The 14,868-nt window shown below is 64.8% G+C and carries 20 protein-coding genes and 3 tRNA genes; 7 read left to right on the top strand and 16 right to left on the bottom strand.

All coding sequences use genetic code 11. The annotated features are described in order from the left end of the window. Positions 1-99 precede the first annotated feature (99 nt). The 4 genes from AWC08_RS22310 (at position 100) to AWC08_RS22295 (ending at position 4,024) form a co-directional block, all read left to right on the top strand. Positions 100-981, top strand: a complete 882-nt coding sequence (locus AWC08_RS22310) for a cyclopropane mycolic acid synthase family methyltransferase (RefSeq protein WP_065136938.1) — start codon at positions 100-102, stop codon at positions 979-981. A 122-nt stretch (positions 982-1,103) separates the two neighbouring features. Continuing rightward, positions 1,104-2,024, top strand: a complete 921-nt coding sequence (gene mmaA4 / locus AWC08_RS22305) for a hydroxymycolate synthase MmaA4 (RefSeq protein WP_372511532.1) — start codon at positions 1,104-1,106, stop codon at positions 2,022-2,024. 83 nt (positions 2,025-2,107) lie between these two features. Further along, positions 2,108-2,806 (top strand): YciI family protein, encoded by a 699-nt coding sequence (locus AWC08_RS22300; protein WP_069434372.1) that lies wholly within the window; start codon positions 2,108-2,110, stop codon positions 2,804-2,806. Between the two features lie 9 nt (positions 2,807-2,815). After that, positions 2,816-4,024: an RNA polymerase sigma factor gene (locus tag AWC08_RS22295; RefSeq protein WP_069434373.1), complete on the top strand. Its 1,209-nt coding sequence runs from the start codon at positions 2,816-2,818 to the stop codon at positions 4,022-4,024. A gap of 156 nt (positions 4,025-4,180) precedes the next feature. On the opposite strand, the gene rplA is transcribed toward AWC08_RS22295, so the two are convergent. The 12 genes from rplA to AWC08_RS22235 form a co-directional block, all read right to left on the bottom strand. Continuing rightward, positions 4,181-4,894, bottom strand: a complete 714-nt coding sequence (gene rplA, locus AWC08_RS22290) for a 50S ribosomal protein L1 (RefSeq protein ID WP_055578841.1) — start codon at positions 4,892-4,894, stop codon at positions 4,181-4,183. Positions 4,895-4,964: 70 nt separating this feature from the next. Beyond that, positions 4,965-5,396 (bottom strand): 50S ribosomal protein L11, encoded by a 432-nt coding sequence (rplK, locus tag AWC08_RS22285; RefSeq protein WP_055578840.1) that lies wholly within the window; start codon positions 5,394-5,396, stop codon positions 4,965-4,967. 54 nt (positions 5,397-5,450) lie between these two features. Next, positions 5,451-6,170: a transcription termination/antitermination protein NusG gene (gene nusG, locus AWC08_RS22280; protein ID WP_069434374.1), complete on the bottom strand. Its 720-nt coding sequence runs from the start codon at positions 6,168-6,170 to the stop codon at positions 5,451-5,453. Between the two features lie 31 nt (positions 6,171-6,201). After that, complete coding sequence (gene secE, locus AWC08_RS22275) at positions 6,202-6,663, bottom strand: preprotein translocase subunit SecE (protein ID WP_065137426.1); 462 nt, start codon at positions 6,661-6,663, stop codon at positions 6,202-6,204. Between the two features lie 121 nt (positions 6,664-6,784). Further along, positions 6,785-6,857 (bottom strand) — tRNA-Trp (locus AWC08_RS22270). A gap of 122 nt (positions 6,858-6,979) precedes the next feature. Beyond that, entirely contained in the window at positions 6,980-7,480 is a 501-nt protein-coding gene (gene hadC, locus AWC08_RS22265) for a (3R)-hydroxyacyl-ACP dehydratase subunit HadC (RefSeq protein WP_069434375.1), read from the bottom strand. A gap of 3 nt (positions 7,481-7,483) precedes the next feature. Beyond that, positions 7,484-7,912 (bottom strand): (3R)-hydroxyacyl-ACP dehydratase subunit HadB, encoded by a 429-nt coding sequence (gene hadB / locus AWC08_RS22260; protein ID WP_055578836.1) that lies wholly within the window; start codon positions 7,910-7,912, stop codon positions 7,484-7,486. Continuing rightward, a complete protein-coding gene (gene hadA / locus AWC08_RS22255; RefSeq protein ID WP_065137424.1) occupies positions 7,899-8,378 on the bottom strand; it encodes a (3R)-hydroxyacyl-ACP dehydratase subunit HadA in 480 nt (159 codons plus the stop codon). The genes hadB and hadA overlap by 14 nt, the downstream gene beginning before the upstream one ends. Positions 8,379-8,425: 47 nt before the next feature. After that, entirely contained in the window at positions 8,426-8,593 is a 168-nt protein-coding gene (rpmG, locus tag AWC08_RS22250; protein ID WP_036352522.1) for a 50S ribosomal protein L33, read from the bottom strand. Positions 8,594-8,647: 54 nt separating this feature from the next. Then, a tRNA-Met gene (locus tag AWC08_RS22245) sits at positions 8,648-8,724 on the bottom strand. Positions 8,725-8,756: 32 nt separating this feature from the next. Continuing rightward, a tRNA-Thr gene (locus AWC08_RS22240) sits at positions 8,757-8,829 on the bottom strand. A 97-nt stretch (positions 8,830-8,926) separates the two neighbouring features. Further along, positions 8,927-9,142 carry a type II toxin-antitoxin system VapB family antitoxin gene (locus tag AWC08_RS22235; RefSeq protein ID WP_055578834.1) on the bottom strand — a complete coding sequence of 72 codons (216 nt, stop codon included), beginning with the start codon at positions 9,140-9,142 and terminating at the stop codon, positions 8,927-8,929. 86 nt (positions 9,143-9,228) lie between these two features. Between AWC08_RS22235 and AWC08_RS22230 the strand changes: the two genes are divergently transcribed. The 3 genes from AWC08_RS22230 to AWC08_RS22220 all read left to right on the top strand — a co-directional run bounded on the left by AWC08_RS22230 (position 9,229) and on the right by AWC08_RS22220 (position 11,637). Further along, the gene (locus tag AWC08_RS22230; protein WP_065137423.1) at positions 9,229-9,945 is read left to right on the top strand and encodes an MBL fold metallo-hydrolase; all 717 of its coding nucleotides are present in this window, start codon (positions 9,229-9,231) and stop codon (positions 9,943-9,945) included. Positions 9,946-10,042: 97 nt separating this feature from the next. Next, positions 10,043-10,900 (top strand): hypothetical protein, encoded by an 858-nt coding sequence (locus tag AWC08_RS22225; protein WP_065137422.1) that lies wholly within the window; start codon positions 10,043-10,045, stop codon positions 10,898-10,900. Between the two features lie 41 nt (positions 10,901-10,941). Beyond that, a complete protein-coding gene (locus AWC08_RS22220) occupies positions 10,942-11,637 on the top strand; it encodes a crotonase/enoyl-CoA hydratase family protein (RefSeq protein WP_065137421.1) in 696 nt (231 codons plus the stop codon). 182 nt (positions 11,638-11,819) lie between these two features. Here the strand turns inward: AWC08_RS22220 and AWC08_RS22215 are convergent, their stop codons facing one another. From AWC08_RS22215 to AWC08_RS22200, 4 genes are read right to left on the bottom strand one after another with little or no spacing between them, the layout of a single operon-like run. Further along, the gene (locus tag AWC08_RS22215) at positions 11,820-12,851 is read right to left on the bottom strand and encodes a patatin-like phospholipase family protein (RefSeq protein WP_065137420.1); all 1,032 of its coding nucleotides are present in this window, start codon (positions 12,849-12,851) and stop codon (positions 11,820-11,822) included. A gap of 10 nt (positions 12,852-12,861) precedes the next feature. After that, positions 12,862-13,317, bottom strand: a complete 456-nt coding sequence (gene cynS / locus AWC08_RS22210; RefSeq protein ID WP_065137419.1) for a cyanase — start codon at positions 13,315-13,317, stop codon at positions 12,862-12,864. Between the two features lie 54 nt (positions 13,318-13,371). Beyond that, positions 13,372-13,803 (bottom strand): SRPBCC family protein, encoded by a 432-nt coding sequence (locus AWC08_RS22205; RefSeq protein WP_069434376.1) that lies wholly within the window; start codon positions 13,801-13,803, stop codon positions 13,372-13,374. Further along, positions 13,803-14,636 carry a lysophospholipid acyltransferase family protein gene (locus AWC08_RS22200; protein WP_065135881.1) on the bottom strand — a complete coding sequence of 278 codons (834 nt, stop codon included), beginning with the start codon at positions 14,634-14,636 and terminating at the stop codon, positions 13,803-13,805. The genes AWC08_RS22205 and AWC08_RS22200 overlap by 1 nt, the downstream gene beginning before the upstream one ends. Between the last annotated feature and the right edge of the window lie 232 nt (positions 14,637-14,868).

Raw genomic sequence — 14,868 nt, 5'->3', positions numbered from 1 at the left:
TTTCGATGAGTTCAAATGCGAGGTATGTGTCCCGGCACGTGTAGGGTGCCGTGGATGATCACCTCCGCGGGGGGTGGGCCTGTCCCATCGGGAGGACGAATGTCTAACAACCTAACTCGTGCCCGGAGCAGGCGAGAGAACAACGACGACGTCCAGTCGCACTACGACATCTCTAACGAGTTCTTCGAGCTGTTCACGGACCCGACCCGGACGTACAGCTGCGCCTACTTCGAGCGCGACGACATGACGCTGGAGCAAGCCCAGGTCGCCAAGCTGGACCTGGCGCTGGGCAAGCTGGGGCTCGAACCGGGGATGACCCTGCTCGACGTGGGCTGCGGCTGGGGTTCGACGATGAAGCGCGCGCTCGAGAAGTATGACGTGAACGTCATCGGCGTGACCTTGTCCAAGAACCAGCACGCGTACTGCGAACGGCTGCTCGATCAGGTCGACACCAACCGTTCCCACCGGGTGCTGCTCAGCGACTGGGCCGAGTTCAACGAGCCGGTGGACCGGATCATCACCATCGAGGCCCTGGAACACTTCGGTTTCCAGCGCTACGACGACTTCTTCAAGTTCGTCTTCGAAGCACTGCCCGACGACGGGCGGATGCTGCTGCACTCGATCACCGGACTGACCGGAGGTCAGATCGTCGAGCGCGGCATGCCGGTGACGTTCGAGATGGCGCGCTTCATCAAGTTCATCGTCACCGAGATCTTCCCGGGCGGCCGCCTGCCGTCGATCGAGAAGGTGCATGACCACGCGACCAAGGCCGGTTTCACGGTGACCCACGTCGAATCACTGCAGCTGCACTTCGCCAGGACCCTCGACCTGTGGGCCGAAGCCCTGCTGGCGCACAAAGACGAGGCCATCGCCATCCAGTCCGAAGAGATCTATGAGCGCTACATGAAGTACCTGACCGGTTGCGCCGAGTCCTTCCGGATCGGCTACATCGACTGCCACCACTTCACCCTGCAGAAATAGGCGGCAAGGTGCCGGAAAGGGGCATCGGGCAGCATCCCCAGCCGGTAAGCCGGTACCGCCGGATCGGGTAGTGTTGCACGTCAGAGATCTAGGACCCGTGCGCGCGATCAGGTGAGCGCCACATGATCCAGGAGAACACCACAGCAATGGCCGAGAAACCGACCGGTGCCATGACCAAGCCCACCCAGTTCGAAGACATCCAGGCGCACTACGACGTCTCCGATGACTTCTTCGCGTTGTTTCAGGACCCGACTCGGACCTACAGCTGCGCCTACTTCGAGCCGTGGGACATCTCTCTCGAGGAAGCCCAGATCGCCAAGATCGACCTGAACCTGGACCAGCTGGACCTCAAGCCGGGGATGACGCTGCTCGACGTGGGCTGCGGCTGGGGCACCACCATGAAGCGCGCCGTGGAGAAGTACGACGTCAACGTCATCGGGCTGACCCTGTCCAAGAACCAGCACGCCCGCTCCCAGCAGGTGCTTGACGCGATCGACACCGACCGCTCCCGGCGGGTGCTCCTGCACGGCTGGGAGGACTTCAACGAACCGGTCGACCGGATCGTCTCCATCGAGGCCTTCGAGCACTTCGGGCACGAGAACTACGACGACTTCTTCAAGCGGTGTTTCGACGTCATGCCCGACGACGGCCGGATGACCATCCAGAGCAGTGTGAGCTACCACCCGTACGACATGGCTGCCCGGGGTAAGCGGATCACCTTCGAGACGGTGCGGTTCATCAAGTTCATCGTGACCGAGATCTTCCCGGGTGGCCGCCTGCCGTCCACGGAGATGATGGTGGAGCACGGCGAAAAGGCCGGCTTTGTTGTGCCCGAACCACTTTCGCTGCGCCCGCATTACATCAAGACGCTGCACATCTGGGGCGACACCCTGGAGTCGAACAAGGAGAAGGCCATCGAGGTCACCTCGCTGGAGGTCTACGAGCGGTACATGAAGTACCTGCGTGGCTGCGAGCACTACTTCGACGACGAGATGCTCGACGTGAGCCTGGTGACCTACCTCAAGCCGGGGGCGGCCGCCTAGTCCGTCGGATCGGGCGTGCGCTGTTCGTCGTACCGGTAGAGAGTGGAGCACCAGGCTTCGCTCGCTACGGGAGGAAACGACGAATGCAGTACTTCGCTTTGCTTATCAGCCACGAGCGCGACTTGGCGCCCGAGGAACGCGCCGCCGAGATGCGGGCCTACGAACGCTTCCACGCCAAGGCACGTCCGGCGATCCGCGCCGGCGACGCCCTGGCACCGGCCGCGACCGCGGTGCACGTCACCGGTGGTCCGGACGCACCCGTCGTCACCGACGGACCGTTCGCCGAAGGCGCCGAGGTGGCGTGCGGCTACTACGTATTCGAAGCCGAGAACCTGGACGAGGCACTGGCTTTCGCGCGAGACATCCCGGTCGCCAAGCACGGTGCGGTGGAGGTGTGGCCCACGGTCCACGCGATCGAGCCGGCTCGCAAGTCGAGCGGCGATGAGTGGCTCGCGCTGCTCATGGAACCGCCCGAAACCACGCACGCGCCACACACGCCGGAATGGAATGCGGTGGCGGAACGCCACGGCGAATTCGCGGCAGCCGCAGGCGATCACATCGTCGGTGGGGCCGCACTGCACGACCGCTCGACCGCGACGACCGTGCGCGTTCGCGACGGCGAGGTCGTCATCACCGACGGCCCCTACGCGGAAGGCGCCGAAGTGGCCAACGGCTTCTATGTGCTCAACGCGAGCGAGCGCGACGAGGCCGTAAAAGTCGCGTCGATGATTCCCGCTTCCACGGTGCAGCTGCGGCAACTGGCCGGCATCTCGGGACTGTAACTAAGCCGGATGACCAACCTGGACGGCGTCTTCCGGCGGGAATGGGGACCCGCCGTCGCCGCCATCGCACGATGGTCGGGCGACCTCAGCATTGCCGAGGACGCCGTCCAGGAGGCGTGCGCCGAGGCGCTGCGCAGCTGGCCCCGCGACGGTGTGCCAGATCGTCCCGGCGGATGGCTGATCACGGTCGCGCGCAACCGCGCCCGTGATCGGTTACGCCGCGAATCCATCCGTCCCGGAAAGGAATTGGCGGCTTTCGTGGACGATTCTCACACCGGCTCCCCCGACCCGCACCCGGTCCGCGACGACGAACTGCGGATGATGTTCACCTGCGCGCACCCCGCACTGGACCGCCGGTCGCAACTGGCGCTCACACTGCGACTGGTATCCGGGTTGACGGTCGCCGAGATCGCCCGGGCGCTGCTGCAGACCGAAGCCGCGATCGGCCAACGGATCACCCGGGCCAAGTACAAGATTCGGCACGCGAATATCCCGCTACGGGTGCCTCCCGCACACTTGCTGCCCGAACGCACACCGCACGTCCTGGGCTGCATCTACGCCGTATTCACCGAGGGGTACTGGTCCACGGCGGGCCCGTCGGCGATCCGCGACGAGCTGTGCGACGAGGGCATCCGGTTGGCCGGCGAGATGTGCGCTCTGCTGCCGCACCCGGAGGCGCATGCCCTGGCGGCCGTGATGTTGCTGCATGACTCGCGACGAGCGACCCGGCTGGATGACGACGGAGCGCTGGTGCCGCTGGACGAGCAGGACCGGCGCCGGTGGGACCGCGACCGGATCAGCCGCGGCCTGACTCGGTTGCGGCAGGCGCAGGGATCGACCGGCCCGTATCTCCCGCAAGCCGTGATCGCCGCCATCCATGCGACGGCGCCGAGCTGGGAAGAGACCGACTGGTCGGCGATCTGCGCGGCTTACGACCGCTTGGTGCAGTTGGCCGACTCGCCGGTGGTGCGGGCCAACCGCGCGCTGGCGATCGGTTTCCGCGACGGCCCGGACGCGGGCCTGACAGCTCTGGACGAGGTGGCTGGCGATCCACGGCTGGAGCGCTCCAACCTCGTGCCGTCGGTGCGCGCCGACCTGCTGCGACGTGCGGGGCGTCTCGCCGAAGCGGTCGCCTGGTATCGAAAGGCGTTGGATGCCAATGCTTCCGAGCCGGGCCGCGCCTTTCTGCGGCGGCGCATCACAGAATGCGGCGGCTAGGTTCCCCGCCGAGCAGTCGCAAAAGCGCCCTGGAGCGACTGTTCCACGGCGATTTTGCGTCTGCTCGCGCAGGAAAGGCGCGGCGCCCCAGGCCGCCGCTTACTCCGCCTCGGGGCTCGATGCTCGGCTACGCTCGCGGCGCCCCAGGGGCGCCGCTTACTCCGCCTCGGCGGTGAAGTTGCGCGTGACCGACGGGTCAACCGGGATACCCGGGCCGGTCGTCGTGGACACCGTCACCTTCTTCAGGTAGCGACCCTTGGACGACGACGGCTTGTGCCGCAACACCTCGTCAAGCGCGGCGCCGTAGTTCTCCGCCAGTTTCTTCTCGTCGAACGACGCCTTGCCGATCACGAAGTGCAGGTTGGCCTGCTTGTCGACGCGGAAGTTGATCTTGCCGCCCTTGATGTCGGCGACGGCCTTGGCGACATCCGGAGTGACGGTGCCGGTCTTGGGGTTCGGCATCAGGCCGCGGGGGCCCAGCACCCGGGCGATCCGGCCGACCTTGGCCATCTGGTCGGGGGTCGCGATGGCGGCGTCGAAGTCGAGGAAGCCGCCCTGGATCTTCTCGATAAGGTCGTCACTGCCGACCACATCGGCTCCGGCGGCGACGGCGGCATCGGCCTTCTCACCGACGGCGAAGACGGCGACGCGGGCGGTCTTGCCCGTGCCGTGCGGCAGGTTGACCGTGCCGCGGACCATCTGGTCGGCCTTGCGCGGGTCGACACCGAGCCGGATTGCCACCTCGACGGTCGCGTCCTGCTTGGTCGACGACGTCTCCTTGGCGAGCCGGGCGGCCTGCAACGGGGTGTAGAGGTTGTTGCGGTCCACCTTCTCGGCGGCGGCGCGGTATGCCTTGCTGGTTTTGCTCATTTCTCAATCCAATCTGATGTTGGGTTCGTGGTTAGGTACGGGCCGAAGCTGGCCCTCCCACGGTTGGTCGCTATTCGACCGTGATGCCCATCGAGCGGGCGGTGCCGGCGATGATCTTCGCCGCGGCGTCGATGTCGTTGGCGTTGAGGTCGGTCTTCTTGGTCTCGGCGATCTCACGCACCTGGTCCCAGGTCACCTTGGCGACCTTGGTCTTGTGCGGCTCAGCCGAGCCCTTGGGCACACCGGCGGCCTTGAGCAGCAGCTTGGCGGCCGGCGGAGTCTTCAGCGCGAAAGTGAAGCTGCGGTCCTCGTAGACCGTGATCTCCACCGGAATCACCTGGCCACGCTGGCTTTCCGTCGCCGCGTTGTAGGCCTTGCAGAACTCCATGATGTTGACGCCGTGCTGGCCGAGCGCCGGGCCGACCGGCGGTGCGGGATTGGCCTGTCCGGCCACGATCTGCAGCTTGATCAGCCCGGTGACTTTTTTCTTCTTCGGGGCCATGAGTTTGTCCTACATTCCTTCCTGATTTTGCAAAGTTCGGGGATGCCCAGAGGGCTAGATCTTGGACACCTGGCTGAAGGTCAGCTCGACCGGCGTCTCGCGGCCGAAGATCGAGACCAGCACCTTGAGCTTCTGCTGTTCGGCGTTGACCTCGTTGATCGTGGCCGGCAAGGTCGCGAACGGCCCGTCCATGACCGTCACCGATTCACCGACCTCGTAGTCGACCTCCAGCACGGGACGTTCCAGACCACCCGTCTCTGCCGCGGCGGCGGTGCTGGCAGCGCCTTTGGCGGCCTTCTTCGCGGCACCGGGCGGCAGCAGGAACTTCACCACGTCGTCGAGCGAGAGCGCCGACGGGCGCGAGGTCGCGCCCACGAATCCGGTGACTCCGGGAGTGTTGCGCACCGCGGACCACGAGTCGTCGGTCAAGTCCATGCGCACCAGGATGTAGCCCGGCAGCACCTTGCGATTCACCTGCTTGCGCTGGCCGTTCTTGATCTCGGTGACCTCTTCGGTGGGAACCTCCACCTGGAAGATGTAGTCGCCGACATCAAGGTTCTGCACACGGGTCTCGAGGTTGGCCTTCACCTTGTTCTCGTATCCCGCATAGGAGTGAATGACATACCAGTCGCCCGGCTTGCTGCGCAGCTCCGCCTTGAGCGCAGCGGCGGGGTCGACTTCTTCGGCCGGAGCCGCCGCCGCGTCCTGGGGGGCGTCAGCCTCTTGCACATCGACCGCTTCACCTGCGGACGTGTCACCGTCGAACGTCGTCACGGTTCTCAGTCCTCTCTATCGCTCTCAAGTCTCAGCCGAACACCAACAGCACGAGCTTGCTCAGGCCCAAGTCGGCGCCCCCTACCAGCGCCACCATGAAGGCGAGGAAGACCAGCACCACCGAGGTGTAGGTGAGCATCTGCTTGCGGTTGGGCCAGATCACCTTCCGCATCTCGGCTACAACCTGCTTGAGGTAGTTGTAGACGAACACGAAGGGGTTGATCGAGCCGGAAGAACCGGCTTTCTTCGGCTTCTTGGCCTTGTCCTTCTGCGTCGATTTCGCCTTCGAAGTCTTCGACGACTTCGACGCGTCTTTCTTGGCAGAATCCTTCTCGGCGACCTCGACGTCGGTCGACTCGTCGCCGTCCTCGGCCTCCACCGCACGCACCCGGGAGCGTTTTCCCGTGGGTCGCTGCGGCCGGGCCGCCGCCTTGGTCACCACGGCACCGCCGTCGCCTGCGGCGTCGTCGGCAACGTCGCCTTCGTCGCTCACCGCGTGCTCCTTCGTTCGCTAGCTGTTTCGCGGGCCGTACCGCTCAAAGCGGCCACTCTTCCCAGTGTCCACCATGGCACGCGAGTCAAATGGCCGGCCTCCTCGCGGGACCCGCCGTCAGCAGGGGCGACAGGACTTGAACCTGCAACCTGCGGTTTTGGAGACCGCTGCTCTGCCAGTTGAGCTACGCCCCTATTTCCGGGGCTTACATGACTCACGCGCCCCCCGTTCGGCAATCGCGAACCGACGGACAGCGCGCTGGTAATGGGAAAACCCCGAGGTCCGAGTGTACATGGACGCGGGAGCCAGATACTAATTACCCGGTTCGCACGACCTGGCCCGATTCCTTGTCCCATTTGAGCTGGATGGAGTTGTCCCCTTCGTGGCCCATCAGGGTTGTGTAGGCCTCCAAGACCAGCACACCATCCTGGTTGTGACAGAAGTTCTTCGTCATGACGATGTCGGCGCCGAACCGCTCGTTCACCGATTCAATGCGCATGCTGCCGTAGAGCTTGTCGCCGATATGGATCGGCGCGTGGTAGACGAACTTCTGGTCGACCTGCACAATCTGCATGGTTTCAAAGCCGACGTCGACATTGCGAAAAAAGTCGTCCTGGATGAGTTTCGCCAGAATCGACACGAAGGTGAGCGGCGCGATCATGGTGGGGTAGCCGAGTTCGGCGGCGGCCTTCTCGTCGAAGTTGGCCGCGTCGCCGGACTTCACCGAACGCGAGAACGCGCGAACCTGTTCCCTGCCCACCTCGAAGTAGTCGGGATAGACCCACGTCATCCCGCGGATATCTGTTTTGAGGGCCATCCGCTAAGCCAGCTTCGCCGAGGCGACAGCCCGGCCGAAGATCTTCTTGCCGCCCGTCGTCGCCGTCAGCGCGATGGTCACCGACTTGGTCTCCGGGTCAACGGACTTGACCCGGCCGCTGAACACCAGCTCGGCGCCCTTGCCGTCGTTGGGTACGGGGACCACCGCGGTGAACCGCACGTTGTACTCGGTCACGGCGCCCGGGTCGCCGACCCACGACGTGACATAGCCGCCGCCGATACCCATCGTCAGCATCCCGTGGGCGATCGCGGTATCCAGCCCGACCATCTTGGCGATCTCGTCGTCCCAGTGGATCGGGTTCAGGTCGCCGGAAACTCCCGCGTAGTTGACCAGATCCTGACGGGTCAACGGGTAGGTCCGCTCCGGGAGCTGGTCACCCACCTGGACCGAACTGAACTCACGCAGAGGCATCCGCAAATCCTACTTCCCCGTCTTCGCCGGCACGGCCCGCCAGGGTCGTGTACGTCTCCTGGACGATCTCGCCGGCATCGTTGGTGATGATGTTCTTGGTCACGATGATCTGGGTGCCGTGCGCCTCGCGCACCGCATCCACATGGACGTCGCAGTAGAGCTTGTCGCCGGCGACGATCGGCTTCTTGAACTTCAGGACCTGGTCAACCTGGACGATCTGCTGGTCGGTCACGGCGATGTTGGCGCTTTCGAAGAATGCCGACTGCGCCTTATAGCCGAACACGGAGATGAAGCACAGCGGGGCCGTCAGCCCGTCGTAACCCAGTTCCGCCGCCGCGTCCTCGCCGAAAAATGCGGGCTCGTCGTTCTGTACCGCCGTGGCGTACTCGCGGATCTTTTCCCGTTCCACCACGTAATGGTCGGGGTAGCGGTAACGCATCCCGAGGATCTTTTCGGACAGGGCCACAGTTCTCGAACCTACCTAGTCGACTCTCTGTAATTGGGTGTGCGCGATTAGCGCGTTTCGCGGTGCCCCTGGTGCTTACCGCAGTTCGGGCAGAACTTCTTCAGCTCAAGACGGTCCGGGTCATTGCGGCGGTTCTTCTTGGTGATGTAGTTGCGGTGCTTGCACACCTCGCACGCCAAGGTGATCTTCGGCCGCACGTCGGTACTGGAAGCCATGACGGTTCTCTCTCAAATCTCTCGAAGTCTCAATATTCGGTTGTCGTGCTGTGGTGGTAGCGATGGCCGGACTCGAACCGGCGACCTAACGATTATGAGTCGTTCGCTCTAACCAACTGAGCTACACCGCCTCTGGGGCCGCGCACCTGCTCGGCGTCCGCCGAGCCCCCTAACGGAATCGAACCGTTGACCTTTTCCTTACCATGGAAACGCTCTACCGACTGAGCTAAGGGGGCCGTTCACCCGCAGCGAAGACCTGCCGCGGACCAAAAAGAGGGTACAGCCTGGCGCACAACGTCTCCAAACCACGTGCGCCCGAGCAGGGCTAGCCGGTCAACCCGTGTCGCTGTTGCGGTGCAACGACCAGGCACTGAGGTCGCTGAACTCGTCGTAGTCCTCGGCGTGCGAGTCGGGGTCGGCGTTGTCGGCCTCGTCGAGCATTGTCCGCATGGCCAGATTGACGGCTTCTCGCGCGCCGGCCACGTGATAGCGGCGAATGATCTCGTCGACCAGGTCCATGTCAAGTAGGACTTCGATCCTCTTCAACATGGACCGATACTAGCGACTCGGCGCAGGTAGGAATAGGTATAAAGGCCAGGTTGAACGCGTTTTTGCGCGACCCATAGGCTGGTGGCGTGTCAAATTCGGACCGGTTGTACTTCCGGCAGTTACTTTCCGGCCGCGACTTCGCGGCCAACGACGTGATTGCGGCCCAGATGCGCAATTTCGCCTACCTGATCGGTGACCGCGAAACCGGGGACGCGATGGTGGTCGATCCGGCCTATGCCGCCGGGGATCTGGTCGATGCGCTCGAGGCCGACGACATGCGCCTGGCGGGGGTGCTCGTCACCCATCACCACCCTGATCACGTCGGCGGCTCGATGATGGGCTTCGAGCTCAAAGGCCTGGCCGAATTGATGGAACGGGTCAGCGTCCCGGTTCACGTGAACGCTCACGAGGCGCTCTGGGTGTCCCGGATCACCGGCATACCGATGAGCGATCTGACCAGCCATGAGCATCGCGACCGGATCAACATCGGCGACATCGAGATCGAACTGCTGCATACGCCCGGTCACACTCCTGGCAGCCAATGCTTCCTGCTGGACGGACGACTGGTCGCCGGCGACACCCTGTTCCTCGACGGTTGCGGACGCACCGACTTCCCGGGAGGCGATTCCGACGAGATGTACCGAAGTTTGCAGCAACTGGCGGCGCTTCCCGGGGACCCGACGGTGTTCCCCGGCCATTGGTACTCCGCCGACCCGAGCGCGTCGCTGTCGGAGGTCAAACGGTCCAATTACGTCTACCGGCCGGCCAATATCGATCAGTGGCGAATGATGATGGGTGGCTGACGCTCGCCTGATAGCCCGCTCAGCAATACACAGCAAGCCCCTTTACGATCAGTGCAGCTAAGTTCCAGGTCCGAGGATTAGGCGGAGGGTGGAATCCATGGGGTGGGTCCGAGGAAGCTGGCCGCAAAGCTGGCCAGAAAGCTTGCGGGAAATGGACTCCATCTCGTCCAGCACCTGGCTGGCGTGGGCCGCGTGGGCAGCGATCGCACTCGGCGTCATCGCCCTGATCTTCACCCAGCGGCAGCTGCAGCGGAATCGAGCGCTGGCCGCCGAGAAGACCCGCCCACACGTCGCCATGCTGATGGAGCCCCACGTCGCGGACTGGCATGTCATCGAACTGGTGGTACGCAATTTCGGTAGTACCGCGGCCTACGACATCCGGTTCAACTTCCCCAACCCTCCGACCGTCGCCGAATACGAGAACGCCTCCGACGGCTACGCCGACGTCGTCGAACTGCAGCTGCCTCGGGAATTGCCGACACTGGCTCCCGGTCAGGAGTGGCGGATGGTGTGGGACTCCGCACTCGACCGCGCCGAAATCGGGCACGGCGTCGAATCGCGCTTCGAGGGCACCGTCATCTACTACGACCGCCCGGAGCAGCCCCGCGGCTGGAAATTCTGGCAGCGCGCCCGGCAGCCGCTGGAGACCAAGGTGGTGCTGGACTGGGACGCCCTGCCGCCCGTGCAGCGCATCGAGCTGATGACGACGCACGACCTGGCTAAGCGGGAGAAGCAGAAACTGGAGCTGTTGCGCAACCTGCTGACCTACTTCCACTACGCCAGCAAGGAAACTCGCCCGGAGGTGTTCCGCAGCGAGATCGACCGGATCAACCGCGCCGTGCAGGAAACCCAGGACAGATGGCGCACCCGGCAACTCGAGGAACCCACCGACGTGAGTCTGCGCTGGGGCGACGCGGAGGACGAACTGGGTAAGCATCGCGGCCAGCGGGTGTGACGATCTGATTCAATCGAAGGCCCGTAGCGAAGGAGTAACCCATGAGCGGTCCGGTCGTCTATACCCACGACGAAACCATCGGGGTCATCCGGATGGACGACGGCAAGGTCAACGCGTTGGGTCCGACGATGCAGCAGGCCCTCAACGACGCCCTGGACCAGGCCGACGCGGACAACGTCGGGGCACTGGTGATCACCGGCAACCAACGGGTGTTCAGCGGCGGATTCGACTTGAAGATCCTGACCTCCGGCGAGGTGCAGCCCGCCATCGACATGCTGCGCGGCGGGTTCGAGCTGTCCTACCGGCTGCTGTCCTACCCCAAGCCGGTGGTGATCGCCTGCACCGGTCCCGCGATCGCAATGGGTTCGTTTCTGCTGTGCTCGGGTGACCACCGAATTGCCGCCCACGCCTACAACATTCAGGCCAACGAGGTCGCGATCGGGATGGTGATTCCGTGGGCGGCTCTCGAAGTTCTCAAGCTCCGGCTGACCCGGTCGGCCTATCAGCAGGCCACCGGCCTGGCCAAGACGTTCTTCGGTGAAACGGCGCTGGCCGCCGGCTTCATCGACGAGATGGCGCTGCCGGACCGGGTGGTCGCCCGCGCCGAGGAGGCGGCTCACGAGTTCGCCGGCCTGAATCAGTCGGCGCATGCTGCCACCAAGCTTCGAGCCCGTGCGGATACGCTCAAAGCGATCCGCTCCGGAATCGACAACATCGAGAAAGAATTCGGCCTCTAGCGACGATGCTTTGACCGCCCGGCGCCGGGCACGTAAGCCGGCCATGGCGACGAGCCGTGGCCGAACAGGTGGACCAGTACCAGTCCTGCTGCATTGTTGGGCCAGGTGGTGCGGTTGCCCGAACAACCGCTGCACACCGGCGCCTCCTCCGTCTAAAAGTTTGACACCGTTGCGCCGGCACGTCATTGGAACTGGCGGAACCGCTCGAGATACTCGACCCAGTTCCAGGTCGACAGGAAATCCTGGGCGGATTCGTAGCCTTTGTCGTAGAGCGCTTCGGCGTCTTGGCGCGAGATGCCGAAATCCAGGAAGTTGACCGCGGTCGAGTCGACCCGAATGGCGCGGGCGCTCACCCACGGTTGGTTGAGATACGTCTGGTCGTGGCCGACGAACATGGTCGTGATCAGCTGCTCGAGCAGGACCGACGGCGGACCCAGAAGGCGCAACGCGCCCACGCCGGGAATCAGTTGGTCGTTGCCCTGGGGTAGCTCCGGCACCACCGTGATGCCGAAGGTGGGCCAGCGCGGGGACTTGCAGTCCGGCCGGTCGAAGGAGTCGATCGGAAAGTTCGACAGGACGCCGCCGTCGACCAGGGTGGAGGCGCGTCCCGCCGCACTAGTCAGGGTGACGGGCCGGAAGAAGAACGGTATCGACATCGAGGCGCGCACCGCGTCCGCCACCGACTGCTCGTCGGGATCGAGTCCGTACAGCCGCCGGTAGTCCCAGGGCAGCCGCACCAGCTGACCGGTCGTCAGGTCGGTGACGGTTACCACCAGCCGGTAGCGGCGCTCGGCGGGCATTTGCCGGTCGCTCAGCGCCAGATCACCGAAGGTCTGCACCCCGAGGTTCTTCAGCTCGCTGCGGATCCATTGGTGCGCGAAATCACCTCGATACAAACCGTTTTCACGCAGCAGACCCCACGCCGGGCCGACGACCGGCAGATGACCCACCGCACCGGTGTCACGGAACTTCTCATAAGGCAGGGTCAACGCGAGCTCTTTGATCTGCGCGGTGGTCAGCTGGTCCCCGTCGGACGCGGCGGCCAGGATCGACCCGACCAGCGAACCCGCTGAGACGCCGGAGACCCGTTTGAGTGCGTAACCGGCTTCCATGACCGCGACCACGGCGCCGACCAGCCCGACACCCTTGACACCGCCACCGGAGAGGACCATGTCGACGGGTTTGCGCCGTGTGGCCCTGGCCTGCTCCGCCATGAACGCCCCCTCAGTCCTGCGCCGAAGTCCATTGATAGGGAAGGAATTTCCCGTCGAATGTGACCACGACCCGGTCGCCGGATTCGTGCGGCTTCTGCTGCAGCTCGACGCTGAAGTTGATCGCGCTCATGATGCCGTCACCGAATTTTTCGTGGATCACTTCCTTGAGCGCGCCACCGTAGACCTGAAGTGCCTCGTAGAACCGGTAGATGGTGGGGTCGGTGGGCACCGCGCTGGGCAGCCCGCCGCGCATCGGCGGCGCGGCCAGAACGGGGAGTACGGACTCGTCCAGTCCCAGCATCTCGACCAGAACCTTTCCCTGGTCCACCGGAATCGGGTGCTGGCCCAGCAGCGCAGACGTCGTCCACAACAGCGGCTGCTCGATCGCATCCGCCAGTTGCTGCCAGCTGAGGCCCTTGGACAGACGGGCAACGACGATCTGCTCGGTGATCTCGTTTCTGTTCACGAACCCAGCATGCCGGTTGGGGCTGACAGCACCGGACCCGGCTCACGCACCGCATTACTCGACGATGCGCCGAAGGTTCTCGAGGCTCTCCGCCAGCGAGCGCGACACCCAGCGCGATGCCACCCGGTCGGCAATGAGGCCGAGCAGCCCGCCTTCTGAGTTGTAGGCCAGACGGAACGTCACAGAAGTCCGGCCCGGCCCCGCATCGCGCAGCCGGAATCGGCCGCGCTGGGTCACACCAGTGATGTTGATCCACGCCAGATCTCGCGCGGTGTCGCACTCCACCACTTCGGCGACACCCCCCACCGGGATCGAGCCGATCTTCCACAGCACGGTGTAGCGGGCCCCGACCCGCACCGGCCCCTCGGTCAACGTCTCCCAGCGCTCGAGGTGAGCCAGAAACGACGGGTAGCGATCCGGGTCGCTGAGGACCTTCCAGACGGCGTCGCGCTCGGCGTTGACGACTATGCGCCGGTCGACGCGCATCAGCCGATCACCGGGAATCGACGCTCGGCGGCGAGGCGGTCGACGCCTGCCTGCAGGCTTGCGATCACTTCGTCGTACACGGCCTGGTCGTCCTCGTGGACCTCGATCGGCTCCTGCACCTCGATGACGATCTTGGCGGGCAGCGGGATATGCCCGAGCAGGTCACTGACGTTCAGCCCCCACGGCACGGCCAGCGATATGGGCACACTCTTGAGCCGGATCACCTTGTCGAGCCTCAGCAGCCTGGCCAGCCACTGGGCGCGCCCGAGGAACAGCGCCGTCTCCTGACCGCCCACACTGGCCACCGGAACGATCGGCACACCCGTCTCGCGGGCCAGCCGTACGAACCCCTTACGGCCACCGAAGTCGACGACGTGGCGCTGCCACGACGGCCGGAACACCTCATAGTCGCCTCCCGGATACACCAACACCGCAGCGCCGGATTCCAATGCCAGACGGGCATTTTCGGGGCTTGCCGCCACGGTTCCGAACTTGCGAAGCCAGCGCAGGGGCGGATACAGCGTCACCAGGTTGTGCGCGAGTTGGTAGAAGGGACGCTCCACCCCGAAATACGAGCAGAACGCCAACGTGAAGACGAACGTGTCGGGCGGCACATTGCCGCCGCTGTGATTGCCGACCAGCAGCACCGGCCCAGTGGGCGGTATGCGGTCGAGCCGGCGAACATCGGCCCGGAAGTACAGCGACGCAAGCAGCCAGGTTCCGGGCAGCTGGTCGCGAATGAAGTCCGGGTCGCGCTGATCCAGGTCTGCCTTGGGCACCCGGTCCATGAGCTGCTTGCTCGCCCATCCAAGGGCGTCCGTCACGCCGGCCATCACCCAAGCGTGGCACACGGCGCGCCCGGGCGGTCAACGCATACTCACCCAGCGCCCGCGATAAACCACCTCGTCCAGCGGCCGACGATTGAGGTTTGCGGATGGGCGCCAGCGACCGGTCGGCGGATGTCCGACACCGAGCAGGCCACCGTCGCCTGGCCGAGGTCGTTTCGAGCGATCAGTCCCGACCCCGCGCCCCTTCGTACACCCGGAGCGCCGCCGGTGTCACAGG

The sequence above is a fragment of the Mycobacterium gordonae genome (assembly GCF_002101675.1).
Taxonomy (GTDB): domain Bacteria; phylum Actinomycetota; class Actinomycetes; order Mycobacteriales; family Mycobacteriaceae; genus Mycobacterium; species Mycobacterium gordonae.
The sequence above is the reverse complement of the archived record's forward strand: the minus strand, read 5'-3'. Positions and strand labels throughout refer to the sequence as shown.